Here is a 19,991-nt window from a genome sequence, read left to right as displayed (position 1 = left end):
AAAAAGGTCGTAGAGTTGTTGTGCTAACATCTTTTTCTTTATGAAAATTTGAAAGCACTAGTTTGATCTCATTAATATCATAGTCAACATAAGTTTGAATTGACTAAAACTTAGTGATCGAAGCTTAACCGATCAGCATTATGCGCAGGCAGGAACCTCCATCCGCTACAAGAAAACCCAAAAAGAGCATCTATAAAGTTTACCAGTTAAAGGTGGGAGATCCCTTCCTTCGAAGGGATGACGGTACTTGGAAAGATAACGATTCTTCAACAACATTACGATTCTTCAACGACATTACGATTCTTTTACTTCTTCCAACTAAATATCCCCACCAAAACCATCAAAAAAGACCATTTTTTCACCAATTTTCAATTGTTATAACCTTATTCAATCTAATTTCAAGAAAACACTAGACTAAGCAAGGACTTTGTTTAATCATTGCATATTGATTTACATCAAAATAACAAATAATAACAAACTCTTTACAATGGCCGGTGGCATTTAGTACCTCCATAGATAAAAAGGGAAAGGAGTATCAGAGTGAATCGAATTTCAACATTGCTAGTAGGTGCTATGTTAGCCTTCAGCAATTCAGCAGTAGCGACAACCGCTGCAGAACGTTCCGACCTAAATTTACGCCCCGGTGTATCTGATATCAGTATGGAAGTATTCGACTTGCATATGCTGATGTTCTGGATATGTGTGGTTATTGGCGTATTAGTGTTTGGTGTCATGTTTTATTCGATGGTAGTGCATCGAAAATCTGTGGGCGCAAAACCAGCGAATTTTCATGAAAACGTCAAAGTCGAAATTTTATGGACTGTGATACCTTTCATTATCCTAATTGCAATGGCATGGCCAGCAGCTAAAACCTTACTTGCGATGGAAGATACTTCTGAAGCGGATGTGACAATATTAGTCACTGGCTCGCAATGGAAATGGCACTACAAGTACCAAGATAATCCTGATGTTGAATATTACTCGCTAATGGCGACACAGCAGGAACAAATCAATAATAAATTTGCAAAAGGTCAAAACTACTTATTAGAAGTTGACCGTCCCCTCGTTATTCCTACAGGCAAGAAAGTTCGCTTCCTAATCACTTCTGACGATGTTATCCACTCTTGGTGGGTGCCAGATTTCGCAGTGAAAAAAGATGCCAACCCAGGATTCATTAACGAAGCTTGGGCCAACGTGAACGAGCCAGGTATTTACCGTGGTCAGTGCGCGGAATTATGCGGAAAAGATCATGGCTTTATGCCAGTGGTCGTTATTGCTAAGTCGCCAGCAGATTATGATGCTTGGATTCAAGAGCAAGAAATAGCTGCGATTAAAGCGAAAGAAGAAGAACAACGTTTACTTGCAATGAATATGAGCATGGAAGAATTGATGACTCAGGGCAAGAAGGTATATGACACGGCTTGTGTAGCATGCCACCAAGCGAATGGCGGCGGTTTGCCTCCAATGTTCCCTGCGCTTAAAGATAGTAAAATTGCGATCGAAAAAGAAAATATTCCCGTCCATATCGATTACATCATAAACGGTAAAAATAATATGCCGGCCTTTGGCAAGCAGTTAACTATGTCCGAAATTGCAGCTGTTGTTACATACGAGCGTAATGCTTGGGGTAATAACACAGGTGATTTGGTTCAAGCCAAAGATGTTAACGCAGTGATTAACGGTAAATAGGAGGTCATCAAGATGAGTACAGAAATTACAAACGACGCACATGATTCACACGATGGCCACGACGAGCATCACGATCATCATATTCCTAAAGGCATCTTAAGATGGCTATTCACAACTAACCATAAAGATATTGGTACATTGTATCTATGGTTCGCATTCATTATGTTCTTAGTTGGCGGCGCAATGGCAATGGTCATTCGTGCGGAGCTTTTCCAACCTGGCTTGCAAATTGTTGACCCACACTTCTTTAACCAAATGACCACAGTGCATGGTTTGATTATGGTATTTGGTGCGGTAATGCCAGCCTTTACGGGTCTTGCTAACTGGTTAGTACCTATGATGATTGGTGCGCCAGATATGGCATTACCACGAATGAACAACTGGAGTTTTTGGATACTACCTTTTGCGTTCTTAATCCTTCTTTCATCTTTGTTTATGGATGGCGGCGGCCCAGCTTTCGGTTGGACTTTCTATGCCCCACTTTCTACACAATATAGTGGTGACAGTACTGCATTGTTTGTGTTCTCAGTACATATCATGGGTATTTCATCCATCATGGGTGCAATCAACGTTGTGGTAACTATTTTTAATATGCGCGCCCCTGGCATGACATACATGAAAATGCCATTGTTTGTTTGGACATGGTTGATCACTGCTTTCCTACTGATAGCTGTAATGCCTGTACTAGCGGGTGCTGTTACGATGGTACTAACAGATAAATTCTTCGGCACTAGCTTCTTTAATGCCGCAGGCGGTGGTGATCCAGTTATGTTCCAGCATATCTTCTGGTTCTTTGGTCACCCTGAAGTTTATATTATGATTTTACCGGCGTTTGGTATTATCTCGGCAATCGTTCCTACCTTCGCTCGTAAAAAATTATTTGGGTACGCTTCAATGGTTTACGCAACAGCATCAATTGCTTTGTTGTCGTTCATCGTTTGGGCTCACCACATGTTTACAACAGGTATGCCAGTGGCGGCGGAAATGTTCTTTATGTTCGCAACCATGCTAATTTCAGTACCAACAGGTGTGAAAGTATTTAACTGGGTTGCGACCATGTGGCGCGGTTCTATGACCTTCGAAGTGCCTATGATGTTCGCAATTGCCTTCATTGTATTGTTCACCATCGGTGGGCTGTCAGGTTTGATGCTTGCAATTACGCCAGTTGATTTCCAATACCATGATACCTACTTCGTTGTAGCTCACTTCCATTACGTGCTTGTAACGGGTGCGGTGTTCTCAATCATGGCAGCAGTCTATTACTGGTTACCTAAATGGACTGGTAAAATGTTTGATATCACTTTGGCTAAGTGGCACTTCTGGTGCTCACTTATCTCGGTAAACGTTTTGTTCTTCCCAATGCACTTTGTAGGTTTAGCTGGTATGCCGCGTCGTATTCCAGACTACGCATTACAATTCGCTGACTTCAACAAATGGATCAGTATTGGTGGATTCGCGTTTGGTCTGTCTCAACTCATTTTCTTAGTGCTAATTATCAAAGCATGTAAGAAACAGGGCGAGCCAGTATCAGCACAGGTTTGGGAAGGAGCCGAAGGTTTAGAATGGGAAATCCCATCACCTGCGCCTTACCATACATTTGAGACACCACCGGTTATTAAATAGACCGGAGATATTGTAGATATGTCAGAGCAATCTAACTCAACTAACACTAGTGATGCTGCAAGCGAAGGCGAGCAAGCATCACCAGTACCTGCTGCAAAGACGCGAGCTGAAATAGCGGCTGAGAATGCCAAAACAGTGAAGAAGCTTGTGTTTGTTGTTGTCGCTATGTTGGGTTTTAGTTTTGCATTAGTGCCTTTGTATGATGTGTTTTGTGACCTAACCGGCATAAATGGCAAACCATCAAATCAAGCTGCTGTGTACGAATCGGTTGTTATTGACGAATCTAGAACGATAAAAATTGAATTTATAACACGGACACATTCTGGAATGCCTTGGGAATTCAAGGCTCAGACTGCGGAAGTAAGGTTACATCCAGGCGAAATGGGTGAAGTTGAGTTTTATGTTCGTAACCCAACTGAAAGAGACATTATTGCTCAGGCAATTCCGTCTATATCACCTGGAACAGCGGCTTTGTATGTAAACAAAACAGAGTGTTTTTGCTTTAAACACCAGCCCTTAAAAGCAGGTGAAGAAGCAATAATGCCAATGAAGTTTTATGTCGACCCGCAACTGCCGAAAGATATTAGCGTTTTTACATTGCAGTATACTCTTTACGATATTACTGCAAACGTACAACCCGCTGTTGTCGTTGCCATGAACAATAGCTAATGGAGAAGAAAATGGCTCAAGAACAATATGAGAAGTATTATGTACCGGAACAAAGTATCTGGCCCATCGTTGGTGCAGTCGCGTTGTTTCTCATTGCAGTAGGTGCTGGCAATTATGTTATTGAAACCACACGAGATAAGAGTGGCTACGGCTTCTATATTCTTATTGCGGGCTTAGCATTACTGCTTATTATGATTACTGGCTGGTTTAAAAATCAGATCGATGAATCAATGAGTGGCCTTTACAGTGCTCAGCTAGGGCGTTCATATCGTCAAGGCATGGCATGGTTCATCTTCTCTGAAGTTATGTTTTTTGCTGCCTTTTTTGGTGCTTTATTCTACGCTCGTACTATCAGTATTCCATGGTTAGGCGGTGCGTCTAACAATGCGAGTACTAACGAAGTGCTGTGGAATGGATTTCAGGCAACGTGGCCATTATTGACCACTCCAGCTGATGCCATTTCAACAGGTGAGCCATCGACTCAAGCAATGCCTTGGACAGGCTTACCTCTTATCAATACCGCTTTACTTTTAGCGTCATCAGTTACATTACACTATGCTCACGTTGGTTTAGAAAAAGCTAAGCGCACTCAATTAATGGTGTTGCTAGGTCTTACTATTGTACTAGGTTCAATCTTTTTGGTACTACAAGTTCAAGAATACGTTCACGCTTATGTTGATTTAGGCTTGAAATTAGATTCTGGTGTTTATGGTAATACTTTCTTCTTGTTAACTGGCTTCCACGGAATGCACGTTACGCTAGGAACAATTATCCTTATTGTGCTTTTCCTTCGATGCTGGAAGGGACACTTTACACCTAAGGAGCACTTTGCCTTCCAAGCGGGTAGCTGGTATTGGCACTTTGTTGACGTGGTTTGGGTCATGCTATTCTTCTTTGTCTACATACTGTAGGAACGAAAAAGGCCATTTCACTTGAAATGGCCTTTGCTTTTATCAGTTTGTTTTTATCGGTTTTATTTTATCAATTTTTGTATCAGCTTTTTATTAAGCAATCACTTAATATAAGTTTAATTAACAATTGTCATTAATAGGGTTTTGGATTGGGCTGAATCACGCCTGTTGCAACAGCAATTAGGATAAGGCCAATGATCAGTGCGGAAGCTAGCACACGCCTACCAATAAACTTACTCATATTTTGCTTTTGGTCATTTTTCAGCATAATCATCATCGCTTTAAAAAGACTATACACCATATAAATAAGTAGTCCGCCAATGGCTAATTTTACGAATAACACTAGTACGCTCCGTTTATCATAATTTACTCTTTAGCAGAGCATTTAAGGAAAGAGAAAGGTCATTCAACGAAAATGTGGATCCGTAAACTCCCAATACTGCCTACCTTAATCACTTTGTTGTGTGTTGTCATTATGTTTGGCTTAGGTATTTGGCAATTAGAACGCAAGGCTGAAAAGGATGAACGCCTTTTGCAAATTGCTGAGCGTCAACTGAGTCAGCCGTATAGCTTGGAAGAAATCATTGCGAATTTGCCAAGAAATAGTAACGCTAGCAGTGTTATTGATATTCAAGACTTCCCCGTGAGCTTCACCGGTTTAGCTGATTTGGATAAGGTCTTCTTTATCGACAATAAAATCGTGAATGGCAAGACCGGTTATCACGTCGTCATTCCAATCACGACTTCATCAGGCACAACGGTACTGGCAAACTTTGGCTGGCTTAGAGGTAATGGTATTCGAGGAGAACTGCCTAATTTGCCAATAGAGTTACATGATTACGAAGTTGCAAAAATGCAATTCAGTGGAGTTGTTAGCATGCCATCTATTAATCAGATGGTGACAGAAACGAACAAAAAATTTGGCGAATTTCCAGCTCTTCTTCAACAAATAGATCTCACTCAAATTGAAAAACATTTAAGTGCCTTGGCGTTTCATCCTTCTGGTAGGACATATCCATTTGTGGTTAACTTAAATCCAGATCCAAACACAGAGTTCGTGCGCAACTGGCAAGCGGTCGTGATGAGCCCTGAGAAGCATTTAGGTTATGCTGCTCAATGGTTTGGTCTAGGTATCGCCGCACTAACAATTTACCTTCTCAGCTTAATGAAGCTAACACATACTAAAAATAATAAAGAGAAATAACATGCAACAAAAATCAAAGAAATTTACCGCAATCGCGCTTATCCTCGTGTTCACACTTCCAGTCATTTTAGCAAAATTGGCATTAGACAATGAATGGTTTAACAAAGGCTCCACAAATAGAGGTCAATTATTAAACCCTATCATCGAAGCGGGTGAATTGTTTGTGGTTGAAGGTGAGGAGCCGCACTGGCGTTTAGCGTACAGCATTCCTGAAGTTTGTGACGTGGCATGTGAAAACGCAATATTCAGTATAAGTCAGGTCCGCACAGCAGTGGGACGCGAAATGGATAGAGTGGATGCTGTCTTTATTGTGACTGAAAATAGCGACATTAAGGCGGTGGAAAACTTAGAAACGAACAAATTTGGAAAAGTGTTAAAAACGGAAACAAAAAATGTTAATAATTTGTTTAATCAAGTTGGCAAAAATGGTATTTTTATTGTAGATACTTTGGGTAATGTTGTACTCAAATTTGACAGCACGCTTGAACGCGAACAAGCAATTATGGACAGTCGAGACATATTAGCGGATCTCCGCAAATTACTAAAATTGTCTCGAATTGGTTAGAACAGGATAAGATAATGAAGAAGTTGGTGCTTGCGAGTATTTTTTTAGCACTATTGGTTATTGTCCTAGGCGCTTATACGCGTTTAACGGATGCTGGGCTTGGATGTCCAGATTGGCCAGGATGTTATGGGACTTTACTTGTTCCTGAATCTGCAGAATCAATCGAGAAAGCAAACCAAGCTTATCCTGAAAGACCTGTAGAAGCCCAGAAAGCGTGGAACGAAATGATCCACCGCTATTTTGCGGCAGGCTTGGGTTTCTTTATCCTCGTCATATTTTTTGCTTCATTAATGAAAAGAATGAAGGGCGCTGACGTTCCTATTAAACTCCCTTTTTTACTTCTGGTATTGGTTTGCTTCCAAGGTGCGCTTGGCATGTGGACAGTCACACTCAACCTTTTACCTGTTGTTGTAATGGGTCATTTGCTCGGCGGCTTTACTGTTTTGTCTTGTTTGTTCCTTCTTTACCTTCGTCTTTCTAAATTCAGAATTCCTGGTGGTGACTCTGAAATTAGGCGGTATGCAAAATTTGGTGCGCTGGGTATTGCAATCTTAGTGTCGCAAATTGCCTTGGGCGGCTGGACTAGCGCCAACTATGCTTCATTAGCATGCACTCAGTTACCTATTTGCGAAGGTGATTGGTTCAGTAACCTTGATATTGCAGGCGCATTTAGTGTGCCGGCTGCCGATAATTACGAATTTGGTGTGCACGACTATCAAGAACGAGCGACGATGCACGTGATGCATCGAATAGGTGCGATTATCACCTTTATTTACTTATGTTGGTTTGCAATAAAATTATATACCCGTTCATCGTCAGGCTTAGTAAAGCGTTTGGCTGTTGTGATGACTCTTGTATTAGGTGTTCAGGTTCTACTTGGTGTAAGTAACGTTGTTTATAGCTTACCCCTGAGCGTAGCCGTGCTGCACAACGCAGTGGCGGCGTGTTTATTGCTGATCATGGTTCTTCTAACTTACACCATGTACCGAAAGTACTAGCGTGGATAAGTTTTTCGTATTCAATTTTTTAAGGAGAAGCGCATGAGCGAACAAGCCATTGCTTCAAAATCTATTCGAGCACAGGCCACTTGGCGTGACTACTATGAAATGACAAAACCTCGTGTGGTGATGTTGCTGTTGTTAACCGCTTTAGTAGGAATGTGTTTAGCAACTGAAACTTGGATAGATCCGCAAGTCCTTGTATTTGGCATGCTAGGTATTGGTTTATTATCTTCATCGGCTGCAGTGATCAATCATGTGGTTGATCATAAAATCGATAGCCTCATGGCACGAACGTTTAACCGCCCGGTTGCGAAAGGTAAGGTGTCTCCTAAACGCGCGCTTGTTTTCGCATTTGTAATTGGCGCTATTGGTTTTGTTGCTTTAGCTTTGTTCGTTAACATGCTTACTGCATGGTTAACCTTAGCGAGCCTCGTAGGCTACGCAGTTATCTACACTTCATATTTAAAACGCGCGACACCGCAAAATATTGTTATTGGTGGTTTAGCTGGTGCAGCGCCTCCTTTGTTGGGTTGGACTGCTGTAACCGGTGATATTCATGCCTACGCGTTGTTACTCGTCTTGATTGTATTCACTTGGACACCGCCACATTTTTGGGCGCTCGCTATACATCGTGAAAAAGATTACGCCAAAGCTGAAATTCCAATGCTACCTGTTACACATGGTGTTGAATTTACAAAAACCTGCGTCTTGCTCTACACAGTATTGCTATGCTTAGTATGTGCATTACCTTACCTAGTAGATATGAGTGGTTTAATTTACCTGATTGGCTCAAGTCTTCTGAATGCTGGCTTTATGTACTATGCGATAAAGCTGAAGTACAAAGCAACTGAGACAACGGCAATGGATACCTTCAAATTTTCAATTTATCATCTAATGATATTGTTTGTAGTATTGCTGGCTGACCATTACATACCTTTGTAAACTTTCAAGCTAATTAAAGGTCTATGAATATGGACCTTATTTTCTATTCCGACAGAGTACTAATTGAAATGAATCAAAATAAATGGGTGGGTGTCGTTGCCTTTATCTCCCTTATATTAGGGGTATACCTTGCGATCACTATTGCGCCACCGGATCACATGAAAAAGCCGCTGAGTGAGCAAACTTCTCACATGAGTTGGTACCCGCAAGCGAGAGCCTTACACAACTTTACGCTTACAAATCACCGTAACGAAGAAATGACCAATGCGGACCTGAAAGGTAATTGGACACTTGCTTTTGTTGGCTACACATTTTGTCCTGATATATGTCCCGTCACCCTTGCAGACATCAATAAAATTTATCCTGAACTGATCAAGAATGTTTCAACAACGCCACTGCAAATCTGGTTCTTATCTGTCGATCCGAAAAGAGACACGCCAGAGCGTTTGAATGAATATATTCAATATTTTAACAAGGATTTTATCGCGAGCACTGGCTCACACGATCAATTGTTTCCCTTAGTGCGAAGCATGGGCATGATGTATGCGATGAGTGATGATACAGATAACCCCAACTATTTAGTTGATCATAGTGCATCTATTGTAGTGATAAATCCCGACGGTCATGTTGTTGGTCGTTTCAAACCGAAGCATGATCCAGGCAAGTTATCTGTTAGCGACATGGATGAACTTAAAGCCGATGTGCCCTTATTATTGAAACAAGGTTAGTCAGGTTTCAGCGGTGACTATTCAACGCGGTCAGTTATCCCAGTCAAGCCAAATTGCAGCGCTTATTTACGCATCTGAGCCTCGTTTACTTAATTTTTTGTTTGGTGGCGAAGAGCTTTGTAAAGCGTATCTATTAAACGCGTGCCAGCAAGCTCAAGGTCAATTCAGCGCAAACTACCATTGGGTTTATTCTAAAGAAGTAAATCAGGTGGAAGGTGTCTGTGCTACTTGGCTAGCTAGCATGCCTATTGAATTTCAAGCTGGCACTATATCCGCATTCAGGGACTTCCTTTCCGAAGAGCAAATAATTCATTTATTGGCTTACAAAGAGCCTCTCGATTTATGTTTTGTAGCGCCAAGAGCTGATCAAATGTGCATAGGTCATATGTCTGTGTTTGAGAAAAGCCAACGAAAAGGGATTGCGGCCGGTTTAATTCAGCACGCTGCATCCGAAGCAAAGGACTTAGGCTTAAGCGAATTGGTTTTAGATGTAGATATGTCAAATAGTGCAGCGATTGAATGCTATACAAATGCGGGTTTTTGCCATGCATCACAATCAAAATTTGAAGCCACTCAACAAACGTTTTCACGCATGATTTTGCGTCTGTAAAAGTGTTTATGAACTTCCCCAAGTTAATACTTGGCCTCATAAAACCTAAGCTTTGTTGTCAGTGTCATTTTTGATAGCTCAAAATTTGCCAAGAAAAGCAGCATAAAATAGGATGAACACTTTAGCTTGTTTGTACGTATTTATTTGCTGATTAGCCTCTCTTAGAGGTGTACATAGAATTTTAATAAAACAATGGAGTGAACGCTTATGTTGAAAGCGCCTTTTAAAGCAACTTTGTTGGCTAGCGCCCTTGCCTTTTCTGGCTTGGCACTTGCCGCAGAGTCATTTGAAATTGAACATTTACCTAAAGTGAAAAACGCAGGCAATATCACCGTCTCTGCCGATGGCAAAACCACGGCATACACCCTTTCAAATCCAAGAGATATGGTCGCCGGGAATGAAGATGGCACTGCCGATAGCCACCTTTATGTAATGACGGGTAAGAATAAACCAAGTTTGTTCATCGGTACAAAAGGCAGTGTGTCGTCTTTACAGTTTAGTGCTGATGGCGAAACCCTATTCTTCAAAACCAAACGTGAAGATGACAAGAATACCTCCTTATATTCCATTTCAATGAATGGTGGTGAAGCAACGCAGCGCTTTGCTTTCGAAACATCCATTGGTGATTACGCAATTTCAAAAGACGGTAAAACTCTATACTTTGTTGCCCGTGAAAAAGAAAAGAAAGATGATCTCAAAAAGAAAGGCTTCAAGGCTTATGTGTATGAAGAAGACCAGCGCTTAGCCTCACTTTGGACGGTTGCGCTTGACGATAAAGAAGCGAAACCAACGAAACTGTTTGATAAAGGTCACGTGTCTAGCTTCAACTTATCAGCCGATGGCAAAAACATTGTAGTCGCTGTAGCCCCTACGAATCTAATTGATGATTTTTACATGCAGCGAGATTTGCATGTGATTAATACAAGTGATGGTGAAGTCACAGCAAGCATCGATATTCCAGGAAAGTTAGGTCGTTTCGAGTTTTCAGAAAATGGTAAATATATTGGCCTGTTAGCAGGAACAGACATTCATGACACGTCTACAGGTGTCTTGATGGTAGCGGATACTAAATCAGGCAAACTGACACAATTAACAGCCGATGCTGAGCAGCACATTGTTGACATTGATTGGTTAGGCAAGGACATATTGGCAGTTGCGCATCGCGGTGTTGAAAGTGCAGTTGTGCTATATGAAACTGATGGTGATATAAAACGCACATATAAAACGCCAGACGATATTGTCGTTCGCTCAGCGGATATTGGCGATGACGAGATCCGTTTTATTGCCGATAGTCCGAAGCACCCGCGCGAAGTCTTTAGTCTAACGCGCAGTAAAGTTAAGAAGTTAAGTGATCACAATGCTTGGCTCAAAGATATCAACTTAGCAAAGCAATCAACGTTTAGCTTCAAAGCTCGTGATGGTCGCAATGTCGAAGGTTTATTGATGCAGCCAAGTGGCGATGCACCTGCTGGTGGCTGGCCACTTATCATGGCAGTACATGGCGGCCCAGAAGCACACTATAGCGATGGTTGGTTAACGGGTTATTCGACGGCTGGTCAACATGCGGTGGCCGATGGCTATGCTGTTTTCTATCCAAACTATCGCGGTTCAACCGGACGTGGCGTTGCTTTTGCGAAAGAACATCAGAACGACTACGCAGGCGCAGAGTTTAACGATTTAGTCGATGGCGTTGAAGCATTAGCGCAATCTGGCCTGATCAACAAAGACCGTGTTGGTATTACTGGCGCATCCTACGGTGGTTACGCTTCAATGTGGGGAGCGACAGCCTTAACTGATCACTTTGCTGCAGCTGTTGCCTTTGTAGGTATTTCAAATCAGGTATCTAAATTTGGTACCAGCGATATTCCAAATGAAATGCACCTTGTTCACTCGCTGAAATGGCCATGGGAAGATAACTGGATGAACCTAATAGAACGTTCACCAATTTTCCATGCTGGTAAAGCAAAAACACCTATTTTGATCCTGCATGGTGAAGAAGACACGCGTGTTCACCCAAGCCAGTCTATGGAGCTGTATCGTTCAATCAAAGTTCGCACAGAAACCCCCGTGCGATTGGTTTTCTATCCAGGTGAAGGTCATGGCAATCGCAAAGCAGCTGCTCAATACGACTATGCATTGCGTTTAATGCGCTGGATGGATACATACTTAAGTGTTGATGCTACACGCACCACTGCAATGCCTGAATTTGATTTAGGCATGGCTGAGCGTTTAAAGAAAGATGATGAAAAAAGTGAGGACAAAGCGGAAGATTAATTTTCGCTTTAGCTTTGCTAAATCAAGGCGGTTCAGTTGGTAAAGAGCCGCCGTTTTCCCTCCTTAATATGTATGCATGTCAATGTTCGAAACTTCTTTTATCATCGACAATAACGATGACTTTGCTTGCAACAAAGAAACGTCATTCCCAACTTGATTGGGAACCTCGCAAACCAACTAGAAAGCTTAAAACCAGTACTTTTCAGAATGATATCACTACGAAGCAACGTCATTCCCAACTTGATTGGGAACCTCACAAACCAGCTAGAAAGCTTAAAAAAACAGTACTTTCAGAATAATACCACTACGAAGCAACGTCATTCCCAACTTGATTGGGAACCTCGCAAACCAACTGGAAAGCTTAAAAACAGGACGTTTCTTTGTTGCAAGCTCATAGTCAATTTTTTCGCATATTACACAGTAGTAAACGTTCAAACATTAATCCCCAGTTTCAATCTTTCATATGCCGGTACATTTAATTCCAAGAACATTTTTAAATCTACCTAAATTTCCTGTTGACTAAAATTACTGTGTATCGCATAGTATTAATACTGTGCGATAAACAGTATGTGATGCACAGTATAAAACGAAAGGAAGAAACATGAGTGAGACTCGCACGAACAAATTAAGACTAGAGCTACGCAGAGGTGTGTTGATCCTCAGCGTACTTGCCTCTAGCAAAGAGCCACAATATGGATATTCGCTGCGCAAGCATTTAAGCGAAGCGGGTATTGAGATTGATGAGGGGACTTTATATCCGCTTATTCGTCGTTTGGCCGAACAAGAGCTGCTAGATAGCGAGTGGAAAAATACTGACGGAAGAGAACGCCGTTATTATTTATTAAGTGAAAAAGGCCATCAAGTCCTTGAACAACTCACTGAAGATTGGCAGCAACTAAACCAAAGCATTTCAGCATTACTGGAGAAAGTATAATGGAAATGGTTGATAGATATATTGTAGCGGTAAAACAAGCGCTACCAGAAGATAAACAAGATGAAATAGGGCGCGAACTTAAAGCCAATATCTTGGATGAGATTGATGCGCTTAGTGAGCAGGACAACAACAGCGAAGATGCAGTCAAACAAGTATTGAATAAATATGGCCACCCGGAAACCACCGCGAATCGTTTTTACGATAGACCCGCTTTGGTTGCCGGTGTTGATATGCCTTTGTACAAAAAGGTATTAATGCATGTTGCAGCGTTCTTGTTCACTTATGCGGTCGTTATAACACTTCTCTCTATGCTGGATGATGACTCAATTAATCCTTTTCGCTTGATGTTCCAGCCCTTGTTTATATTCATCGATAATGCGAGTTTGCTATTCCTAGTTGTGACACTTGTTTTCTACTTCGCGGGTAAAACCGGTTCAATATCGGCTTGGCTCTTTGGTAATTGGTCATTAGATAAATTGCCGTCTAACCCTAATTTTAAAATAAGTAACTCAGACACCATTACCGATATCATTACCAATAGCTTTTTGTTGCTAGTATTGTGGACGCATTTATGGATGAGCGAAGAAGCATATCAGCAGCTTGTGGTAGCTTTGGCGCCGTCAGCTGAGCATTGGCGTATAATACTAACAGTGCTTTGTGTGCAGTCTTTAATACAAGCATTGTATCGCTTAACGCAAAGCCATTGGCAGCGTAGCAGCTATATTGCATATATCATTGACCACGCTGTATTTGCTATAGTGGCAATATGGATGGCAGCGACAACGCCACTGCTTGTTGTGACGGATGCAGTTGAAGCTGAGTTGCCAAAAATGGCTTTATCATTCATTGAGTCTTCACAGAGCCATTTCTTATTGTCAGTCGCCGCTATTTTGATTGTGCTTATGTATTTTCAATTTAGAAAATTGCCTAAGTTAAAATAACTGAGGTAATTTGAAATAGGTCTATTTAAATCAATCAAGTGTTGAGATATTGTTGAGTGGCGTTGTCCTATTGTTGCTAAGAAGTCTTTACAATAGGATGCTCTCACAACAAGAAATTATGTAACTTAGAAAGGATTCGTAAATGAAGAAAGAAAATGCAGGGAAGTATCTCGCTATTTTGGGTTTACTGTTTTTGTTAGCTTTGCCTTGGGCAGTGGCAAATACGGTTTTGTCCATGTACTCAACCTTTGATCAAATAACGCTTTTTGGACCGAGTGACCCCAGTTCTGAAGTAACAACTTCATGGGTGCCAACAGTGATTGGGATGATTCTTTTTATACCAGGTTTCTTACTTTTGTTGGTCTCCGTTGTCGGCCTAAACTATCGAAAAAATTGGGTGTTTTGGGCAATCTTAGTATCTTCAATTTTACTGCTGATCATATTTCCAATTGGCACTGTTCTTGGCTTAGTTGGATTCATGGTTCTATTCTCAGAAAGGAAAAATTTTGGATCGGATGTTCAGCCTACTCAAGCAAAAAATTGACGTCGGACGCATTCTGTTCACCAGCATTTTCTAATTGGAATAAGATGCTCACTAAGCTGCTCACTAAAATTCGAGCACTCAAAAGGAAGAAAAGTGGAAGATATAGTAGGTGAAATAGGTAAAGGCTTTTTCAGGGCGATTGGCTATCTTCTAGCTGAGGTTTTCTTCTGGTTTATTTGCTATTGGACTGGTTGGCCTGTTTGCAAAATTATCACTTTGGGCAAATACCCCAAACCAAAAAGAGCTGACCAATGGGGACAGGAGCAAAATTCAGGCCTTTGGTGTTGCTTGCTTGGTCTTGCCGTTTGGATCGTGATAGGGCTTTATTTGCTTGGTGCATTTAGCTAACCCATGCGCAGAAATTATTCAAAAATGTTATTTAGAATATGTTTTCTTAGCTTTGCAGTTTTGCTCTTTTCGGCCTGCTCTGATAACGATGGCCTGCCTCAGCAAGCCGATCCTGATTTCGTTCCCAGAAACACAGTAAAAAGCTTTTCTGAACTTAACAGCCCAATTGTGTTTATCGACGAAGCTCACAATAACTTTCATACTGCCAATGGCCGATATAAGCCTTTCTTCCAAGTTCTCATGAGTGATGGCTATACAGTTATGGCGAACAAGAAAGCGTTAACTTATGCGCACTTAAAACAGGCTGATATATTGGTCATTGCCAATGCGCTGGATGAAGGAAGGAGCGATTGGACTCCTCCGTTTCTAGATGCATTTGGCACACAAGAAATTCAAGCGATTAAAAAGTGGGTAAATGAAGGTGGCTCTCTTCTTTTGGTAGTCGATCACACGCCGTTTCCTAAAGCGTCTGAATCATTGTGGCGAGCTTTTGGCTTTGAATTTAGTCACGGTCATGTGGCTAATGCTAGTTTTAAAGTCGTTGATGGAAGTCTTGCACAGCATGCTATTACAACCTTGGCTCCCAACGTGCTCAATCAAACTTCATATAATACCTCTGATAGCAGTGAAGAGAGCGAGGCTAATTCCTCAGCATATTTTTCACAAATTCGTACTTTTGGTGGATCTGCTTTTCGCACCCCTCAAAATGCCGTGTCTCTATTAAAATTAGGCGCAGGCACTCAGTCACTCGTTCCTGAAATACCTTTTCAAATTAGCTCAAAAACACCTCGAGTATCAATGCAAGGTTGGTCTCAAGGAGCGGTACTTGAGATAGGTGAAGGACGGGTCGCTGTATTTTCGGAAGCTATGATGTTTACTTCGCAAGTTTATGTGCCAACGGGTGAGAAAATGGGTTTAGTGTCTAAAGGTGCTGAACACAACGAGGCGTTTTTACTAAATGTTATGCATTGGCTGAGTAAGGCCATTTAGCTTTGTGCGAAGGCAAGAATCTGCTTCATACATCTCAATTTGCTATTAATTCTTGATGATGTTTTGGGAGATATTTGCCTTCGCAAATATGACTTTAGGGAGCGTGTCGTTTCAACGAACACATTTATGCTTTCCTAATAATGATGCTAGGGTGGCCAGGAGCTTAATTAGTCTAAGTACGTGCCATCCTCTTTTGCAGTGAAAAACGGAATTGAGTACCAATAAAAACGGTCGCTTTGTTTGTTGCTTGGTGCAGTACAGTTTATTCGCGTGCGCCCAGGCTTAAAAGGGGTTTTTATATCGACGCTAAAACCACTATCGGTTTCTTCGATTGGCAATGACTCTCCACGAAAGTAACAGGCGATGCGAGAAAGTTGAATGTCGTCTTGGCGGATATCAATTTGTAATTCGCCTAATACCTCATCAATTTCCATTACATAACGATGCGGTCTTTTTGCTAGCACTGGCATTGCTAGGCTGTTCAGTTTCGTTTTTAGAGTTTCTAGATTAGCGTAATTTCCAGCTGCGGGAAATCGAGGTAAGGATTGTTGATCGCTGAGTTGGCCAACAGCACCGGAATGTTGGCCGAAGCCAAGGTAGCCCTTCCTTTTAAGTAAGTCTTTTACCTTAGTATCAAATTCACCAAATGGATAAACCAGCCACTTTTTGGAATAACCAAGCTGCTCTTGTATTTCATTTTCGGCCATATCAATATTTTTCTCGATACGTTTTAGCCAAGAACTTTTGCTTTCGTTTGCTTGTTTGTCGAGCAGATGTAAGTGGTCGAGTGTGTGATTCGCGAAGGTAACGCCTTCTTTACTCATCTGTTTTACGTCATCCCAATCCAATTGAGAGTCTAGAACGCCTATTTGAGCTGGGTTAATGAATATTGTGTAATCAAAGCCATGTTTTCTAATTAATGAGTGACCATTTTCAAGAATATTTTTATAGCCATCATCAAAGGTGATCACGACTGCCTTCTGTGGAAGCGCTGCTCCACTTTTTATCGCATCCAATGCTGTTTGCAAGGAAACAACATTATGAAACTCAGATAGATAGGCTAGATGTTGCTCAAGTTCTGAAGGCGTCACTGAGGTTGAACGCGGCGTTTCGGTGCTAACATGATGGTATTGTAAGATAACGAAGCTGTTATTGTTATTCGCTGGGGTAGTTAGGGAGAGACCGTTTTCATTAGCTTGAAACGCACTTGCACTAGTAACGCTCATAGAAAGTAAGGCGATGAAATAGATCCGCTTTACTATTATCTTGCGAGTCAATGCAGCGACAAATAGGTACTGACGAAATAAAGCACTTTTAAAAACAATTTTAAGCATTGCTCACTCCGATTAATGAGGTTAGTCTTTTTGGGATATCTTGTTATCTTAACTTTTCCAGGTATCTTTTTAAGTTCTTTTTTGGCTTATTGAGCGTTCAGCTTAGCCTAGTTGCTGTTCGAGTGATATTGTAATCTGAGCTTCTATTAATTTAAACCAAGTAGTCGAATTAATCGGCTTAATTTCCGTAAAGATCGAGATTCATCAAGTGATTAATATTGTGAAGAGTAAAAACTAGCATGCAGCAACGAACGCATTCGGATGCACAAAAACACCATGTTTGGCATTTACTGTTCTTAGCATTCCCTCTTATTTTAGCTAATATCACAACACCCCTTCTAGGCTTAGTTGATACAGCGATTTTGGGCCATATGGACGCGACTCACTATTTGGCTGGGGCATCCATTGGTACTCTAATTTTAACCCAACTATATTGGATATGCGGCTTCCTTAAAATGTCCATCACCGGTCTTAGCGCGCAAGCAGGACGTGGCAATTTGGATGTGAAAGAGCAACAACGGCGAACTAAGGTATTAGTTCAAGGCGTCACTTTTGGTTTGTTTTTAGGCCTCCTGTTTATTTTACTGCAAACACCTATTCTTAACGCGGGTTTATATTTTGCTCAGTCTTCGGAACTCCTAAAAGAAAGCACCGAAGCCTACTTTAGTGTGCGTATTTGGGGGGCACCTGCAGCTTTGGCTAATATGGCCTTAGTTGGTTGGCTAATTGGCCAGCAAAAAACTAAATCTGTGTTGATGCTGCAAGTGGCAGTGAATTTTATCAATATTATCTTTAGCCTGCTTTTTGTTTTCGTTTTTGATTGGGGAGTGAAAGGCGTTGCTGGCGCGACGGTTGTTGCTGAGTTTTCATTGCTCGTTTTTTCATTGGCGCTTTCTAAAAGGCTAATAAACATGAGCTTGTTTGAAAGCGCTTGGTTAAAGTGGATTGCACTGAAACCATTACTCAGCCTCAACTCAGACATCTTACTGCGAAATCTAGCCCTGCAACTGACATTAGCCTTTATCACCTTTAAAGGGGCTAGCATGGGAGCTCAAATCGCTGCTACTAATGCAATATTAATGCAATTCTTCGCACTTATTGCCTTGGGATTGGATGGTGTTGCAAACGCTGTAGAAGCGCTCGTGGGCGAAGAGAAGGGTAGGAAAAATATAAAGGCTTTAAACCATCATGTAAAAGTGGGCTTGCTTTGGTCGAGTTTGTTCTCAGTGTTATATGCTTTCATCTTTTGGCAATTCGGCGTGCAAATTATACAAACGCTAACTGATCAACCTGTACTGCAAAAAGAAGCATCAAACTATCTCGGCCTCATGATTTTACTGCCAATGGTCGCACATTGGTGTTTTCTGTTTGATGGAGTCTTCGTTGGTTTAAGTAAGGGTAAGGCAATGCGTGACTCTATGATCCTAAGCACAGTCTTTGGCTTTTTCATGATCTGGTGGTTTGTGATGGACTTGGGAAATACAGGATTGTGGATAGCATTGCTTAGTTTTCTTGCCTTCAGAGGCGCTATTTTAGGCTCATGGTTTGTGTTTCTAGCAAAGAAACCAAATCTAAGAATTTTTTGAATCTAAGCTCTTTTCCTAGTACTGAAAAAATAAAAATATCAGTTTGTCTTGATAAATATGAACTAAAACTTATTCCGCCAAGTCTTATTTGCAATTATTCTGAAGATCGCGAGCTTAGATTGCGAACTTAAAAAAACAGCTACACGATTAAATTAAATCGCATGCATAAATTACGGCATGAGATTACTGTTACATACATCACTCAATTTATTGATTAGGGTAAGGAAACAAAATGAAATTCAAGTTAATGATGGTTGTACTCTCAGTCTTTGCGATAAGCGCATGTTCGTCCTTACTGATGTCGAATGGTAATAAAGGAGCAATCTCAAGTAGTTTGATGGAGTTTTTATACCCAGATGAGACGAGCAGGGCAGAACATGTTGCAGAAATACCCACTTTAACATTACCCGTTAAAGTAGGTTTAGCTTTTGTTCCATCAACAAATTGGGCAAGAGATGGTATTAACAGTAGTCAACAAATCGCCCTGTTAGAAAATGTCAAAAAGTCCTTTATGCAATATGACTTCATTAACAATATTGAAATAATTCCCAGTGATTATTTGAAAGGTGGTCAAGGCTTCGAAACGCTTGAGCAGGTGTCACGATTGTATGATGTCGATGTGATGGCTTTAGTTTCCTACGATCAAGTCACTCAATCTACTGAGAAAAAAGCGGCCTTATTGTATTGGACTATCGTGGGCATGTACGTTATTCCCGCAAATGAAAACTCCGTTCAAACATTCGTAGACACCGCTGTTTTTGACGTGAAAAGTAGAAAAATGCTGTTTAGAGCACCTGGTATTAGCAAGTTAGAGGAAAGCTCAACAGCTATTAAGATAGATGCTGTGCTTGCAGAAAAGTCTATCGAAGGATTTACTTTAGCTGTCGATGATATGAATAAAAACTTAGATGCTGAGCTGAGTCGTTTTAGAACCAGAGTGAAAGAAGAAAATGTTGCTAAAATTGAGCGCCGTGCAGGTTATAGTGGCGGCTCACTTGCATACTTTGGTTTGCTGGTATTAGGGGCGACAATGGTACTTCGTCGTAAATACTCAGCAGCTTGATTTATTGATGCTGAGCACTTTGAATTAATAAGCTA

20 protein-coding genes are annotated in these 19,991 nt (G+C 41.2%); 18 read left to right on the top strand and 2 right to left on the bottom strand.

All coding sequences use genetic code 11. The features are described from left to right. The first annotated feature begins 573 nt into the window (after positions 1 to 573). The 4 genes from coxB to ACKLNX_RS06015 are packed head-to-tail and all read left to right on the top strand — an operon-like array spanning position 574 to position 4,892. On the top strand, positions 574 to 1,689 hold the full coding sequence (gene coxB, locus ACKLNX_RS06030) for a cytochrome c oxidase subunit II (protein WP_411695364.1): 1,116 nt from the start codon (positions 574 to 576) through the stop codon (positions 1,687 to 1,689). 12 nt (positions 1,690 to 1,701) lie between these two features. Next, positions 1,702 to 3,312, top strand: coding sequence for a cytochrome c oxidase subunit I (ctaD, locus tag ACKLNX_RS06025; protein ID WP_411695336.1), 1,611 nt, complete (start codon positions 1,702 to 1,704; stop codon positions 3,310 to 3,312). An 18-nt stretch (positions 3,313 to 3,330) separates the two neighbouring features. Beyond that, positions 3,331 to 3,981 (top strand): cytochrome c oxidase assembly protein, encoded by a 651-nt coding sequence (locus ACKLNX_RS06020; RefSeq protein WP_412971637.1) that lies wholly within the window; start codon positions 3,331 to 3,333, stop codon positions 3,979 to 3,981. An 11-nt stretch (positions 3,982 to 3,992) separates the two neighbouring features. After that, positions 3,993 to 4,892: a cytochrome c oxidase subunit 3 gene (locus ACKLNX_RS06015; RefSeq protein ID WP_412971636.1), complete on the top strand. Its 900-nt coding sequence runs from the start codon at positions 3,993 to 3,995 to the stop codon at positions 4,890 to 4,892. 133 nt (positions 4,893 to 5,025) lie between these two features. Here the strand turns inward: ACKLNX_RS06015 and ACKLNX_RS06010 are convergent, their stop codons facing one another. Next, entirely contained in the window at positions 5,026 to 5,235 is a 210-nt protein-coding gene (locus ACKLNX_RS06010; protein ID WP_411695333.1) for a DUF2909 domain-containing protein, read from the bottom strand. A 72-nt stretch (positions 5,236 to 5,307) separates the two neighbouring features. On the opposite strand from ACKLNX_RS06010, the gene ACKLNX_RS06005 reads away from it, so the two are divergent. The 12 genes from ACKLNX_RS06005 to ACKLNX_RS05950 all read left to right on the top strand — a co-directional run bounded on the left by ACKLNX_RS06005 (position 5,308) and on the right by ACKLNX_RS05950 (position 15,973). Continuing rightward, positions 5,308 to 6,096: an SURF1 family protein gene (locus ACKLNX_RS06005; RefSeq protein WP_412971635.1), complete on the top strand. Its 789-nt coding sequence runs from the start codon at positions 5,308 to 5,310 to the stop codon at positions 6,094 to 6,096. Between the two features lies 1 nt (position 6,097). Then, on the top strand, positions 6,098 to 6,661 hold the full coding sequence (locus ACKLNX_RS06000) for a hypothetical protein (protein WP_412971634.1): 564 nt from the start codon (positions 6,098 to 6,100) through the stop codon (positions 6,659 to 6,661). 14 nt (positions 6,662 to 6,675) lie between these two features. Continuing rightward, positions 6,676 to 7,659 (top strand): COX15/CtaA family protein, encoded by a 984-nt coding sequence (locus tag ACKLNX_RS05995; protein WP_412971633.1) that lies wholly within the window; start codon positions 6,676 to 6,678, stop codon positions 7,657 to 7,659. 42 nt (positions 7,660 to 7,701) lie between these two features. Beyond that, a complete protein-coding gene (gene cyoE, locus ACKLNX_RS05990; RefSeq protein WP_412971632.1) occupies positions 7,702 to 8,604 on the top strand; it encodes a heme o synthase in 903 nt (300 codons plus the stop codon). 68 nt (positions 8,605 to 8,672) lie between these two features. Then, entirely contained in the window at positions 8,673 to 9,332 is a 660-nt protein-coding gene (locus ACKLNX_RS05985; protein WP_412971641.1) for an SCO family protein, read from the top strand. Between the two features lie 13 nt (positions 9,333 to 9,345). Continuing rightward, positions 9,346 to 9,942 (top strand): GNAT family N-acetyltransferase, encoded by a 597-nt coding sequence (locus ACKLNX_RS05980; RefSeq protein ID WP_412971631.1) that lies wholly within the window; start codon positions 9,346 to 9,348, stop codon positions 9,940 to 9,942. 207 nt (positions 9,943 to 10,149) lie between these two features. Next, positions 10,150 to 12,216 carry a prolyl oligopeptidase family serine peptidase gene (locus ACKLNX_RS05975; RefSeq protein ID WP_412971630.1) on the top strand — a complete coding sequence of 689 codons (2,067 nt, stop codon included), beginning with the start codon at positions 10,150 to 10,152 and terminating at the stop codon, positions 12,214 to 12,216. A 601-nt stretch (positions 12,217 to 12,817) separates the two neighbouring features. Next, positions 12,818 to 13,150, top strand: coding sequence for a PadR family transcriptional regulator (locus ACKLNX_RS05970; RefSeq protein WP_411695324.1), 333 nt, complete (start codon positions 12,818 to 12,820; stop codon positions 13,148 to 13,150). Next, positions 13,150 to 14,091, top strand: coding sequence for a hypothetical protein (locus ACKLNX_RS05965; protein WP_412971629.1), 942 nt, complete (start codon positions 13,150 to 13,152; stop codon positions 14,089 to 14,091). The genes ACKLNX_RS05970 and ACKLNX_RS05965 overlap by 1 nt, the downstream gene beginning before the upstream one ends. Before the next feature lie 142 nt (positions 14,092 to 14,233). After that, positions 14,234 to 14,635 carry a hypothetical protein gene (locus tag ACKLNX_RS05960; RefSeq protein ID WP_412971628.1) on the top strand — a complete coding sequence of 134 codons (402 nt, stop codon included), beginning with the start codon at positions 14,234 to 14,236 and terminating at the stop codon, positions 14,633 to 14,635. 93 nt (positions 14,636 to 14,728) lie between these two features. Further along, complete coding sequence (locus tag ACKLNX_RS05955) at positions 14,729 to 14,983, top strand: hypothetical protein (protein WP_411695321.1); 255 nt, start codon at positions 14,729 to 14,731, stop codon at positions 14,981 to 14,983. Positions 14,984 to 15,007: 24 nt separating this feature from the next. Then, positions 15,008 to 15,973 (top strand): DUF4350 domain-containing protein, encoded by a 966-nt coding sequence (locus tag ACKLNX_RS05950; RefSeq protein WP_412971627.1) that lies wholly within the window; start codon positions 15,008 to 15,010, stop codon positions 15,971 to 15,973. Between the two features lie 167 nt (positions 15,974 to 16,140). On the opposite strand, the gene ACKLNX_RS05945 is transcribed toward ACKLNX_RS05950, so the two are convergent. Then, positions 16,141 to 17,307, bottom strand: a complete 1,167-nt coding sequence (locus ACKLNX_RS05945; protein WP_412971626.1) for a polysaccharide deacetylase family protein — start codon at positions 17,305 to 17,307, stop codon at positions 16,141 to 16,143. A gap of 239 nt (positions 17,308 to 17,546) precedes the next feature. On the opposite strand from ACKLNX_RS05945, the gene ACKLNX_RS05940 reads away from it, so the two are divergent. Continuing rightward, positions 17,547 to 18,893: an MATE family efflux transporter gene (locus ACKLNX_RS05940; protein ID WP_412971625.1), complete on the top strand. Its 1,347-nt coding sequence runs from the start codon at positions 17,547 to 17,549 to the stop codon at positions 18,891 to 18,893. 232 nt (positions 18,894 to 19,125) lie between these two features. Next, a complete protein-coding gene (gene rhlP / locus ACKLNX_RS05935) occupies positions 19,126 to 19,956 on the top strand; it encodes a rhombotarget lipoprotein (protein WP_412971624.1) in 831 nt (276 codons plus the stop codon). Positions 19,957 to 19,991: the final 35 nt, after the last annotated feature.

This window comes from Glaciecola sp. MF2-115, assembly GCF_047250385.1.
Classification (GTDB): domain Bacteria; phylum Pseudomonadota; class Gammaproteobacteria; order Enterobacterales; family Alteromonadaceae; genus Glaciecola.
Note: the sequence above shows the minus strand (reverse complement) of the source record. Positions and strands in the feature narration are given on the sequence as shown.

Bases quoted from the DNA above. Each gene is read 5' to 3' on its own strand.
- coxB (WP_411695364.1), top strand. From the start codon at position 574: ATGTTAGCCTTCAGCAATTCAGCAGTAGCGACAACCGCTGCAGAACGT.
- ctaD (WP_411695336.1), top strand. From the start codon at position 1,702: ATGAGTACAGAAATTACAAACGACGCACATGATTCACACGATGGCCAC.
- ACKLNX_RS06020 (WP_412971637.1), top strand. From the start codon at position 3,331: ATGTCAGAGCAATCTAACTCAACTAACACTAGTGATGCTGCAAGCGAA.
- ACKLNX_RS06015 (WP_412971636.1), top strand. From the start codon at position 3,993: ATGGCTCAAGAACAATATGAGAAGTATTATGTACCGGAACAAAGTATC.
- ACKLNX_RS06005 (WP_412971635.1), top strand. From the start codon at position 5,308: ATGTGGATCCGTAAACTCCCAATACTGCCTACCTTAATCACTTTGTTG.
- ACKLNX_RS06000 (WP_412971634.1), top strand. From the start codon at position 6,098: ATGCAACAAAAATCAAAGAAATTTACCGCAATCGCGCTTATCCTCGTG.
- ACKLNX_RS05995 (WP_412971633.1), top strand. From the start codon at position 6,676: ATGAAGAAGTTGGTGCTTGCGAGTATTTTTTTAGCACTATTGGTTATT.
- cyoE (WP_412971632.1), top strand. From the start codon at position 7,702: ATGAGCGAACAAGCCATTGCTTCAAAATCTATTCGAGCACAGGCCACT.
- ACKLNX_RS05985 (WP_412971641.1), top strand. From the start codon at position 8,673: ATGAATCAAAATAAATGGGTGGGTGTCGTTGCCTTTATCTCCCTTATA.
- ACKLNX_RS05975 (WP_412971630.1), top strand. From the start codon at position 10,150: ATGTTGAAAGCGCCTTTTAAAGCAACTTTGTTGGCTAGCGCCCTTGCC.
- ACKLNX_RS05970 (WP_411695324.1), top strand. From the start codon at position 12,818: ATGAGTGAGACTCGCACGAACAAATTAAGACTAGAGCTACGCAGAGGT.
- ACKLNX_RS05965 (WP_412971629.1), top strand. From the start codon at position 13,150: ATGGAAATGGTTGATAGATATATTGTAGCGGTAAAACAAGCGCTACCA.
- ACKLNX_RS05960 (WP_412971628.1), top strand. From the start codon at position 14,234: ATGAAGAAAGAAAATGCAGGGAAGTATCTCGCTATTTTGGGTTTACTG.
- ACKLNX_RS05950 (WP_412971627.1), top strand. From the start codon at position 15,008: ATGTTATTTAGAATATGTTTTCTTAGCTTTGCAGTTTTGCTCTTTTCG.
- ACKLNX_RS05945 (WP_412971626.1), bottom strand. From the start codon at position 17,307: ATGCTTAAAATTGTTTTTAAAAGTGCTTTATTTCGTCAGTACCTATTT.
- ACKLNX_RS05940 (WP_412971625.1), top strand. From the start codon at position 17,547: ATGCAGCAACGAACGCATTCGGATGCACAAAAACACCATGTTTGGCAT.
- rhlP (WP_412971624.1), top strand. From the start codon at position 19,126: ATGAAATTCAAGTTAATGATGGTTGTACTCTCAGTCTTTGCGATAAGC.